Here is a 572-nt window from a genome sequence, read left to right on the forward strand (position 1 = left end):
CTACGCGGCCGTATCGAGGCGGACCTGCGACGCGGCGCCACCCTACGCGGCCGTATCGAGGCGGACCTGCGACGCGGCGCCACCGCCCACCTCCCCGCCGAGCTCACCGCGCTGATCGAGACCCGCCCGTACGACGAACCCCTGCACGCGCAGCTCATCCGCGCCCTGCGCGCCGAGGGGCGTACGGCCGACGCCCTGCTGGCGTTCGAGACCGCCCGCCGCACCCTCGCCGACTCCCTCGGCACCGACCCCGGCCCCGAACTGACCGCCCTCCACCGGGAACTGCTCAACCCCGTCCCCGAGGCGCGGGGCAATCTGCGGCCCCGGCTCACCTCCTTCGTCGGCCGCGAGCCCGAACTCGCCGCCATCCGGCAGGACCTGGCCGCGCACCGGCTCGTCACCCTCACCGGGCCCGGCGGCTCCGGCAAGACGCGGCTGGCCGAGGAGGCCGCCGCGCACAGCCCCGCCTGGCTCGTGGAGCTCGCCCCGCTCGACCACCCGGACGCCGTCCCCGGAGCCGTCGTCTCCGCGCTCGGGCTGCGCGAGACGACCCTGCTCGGACGGTACGGGCG

Annotated in this window: 1 protein-coding gene; it reads left to right on the forward strand. The window is 77.1% G+C overall.

What is annotated here, in order from left to right:
* Nucleotides 1–572, forward strand: a 572-nt coding sequence (locus ACJA3G_RS38310) for a BTAD domain-containing putative transcriptional regulator (protein ID WP_406557586.1), incomplete at both ends; no start/stop codon positions are given.

The sequence above is a fragment of the Streptomyces sp. YS-3 genome (assembly GCF_045257485.1).
Classification (GTDB): domain Bacteria; phylum Actinomycetota; class Actinomycetes; order Streptomycetales; family Streptomycetaceae; genus Streptomyces.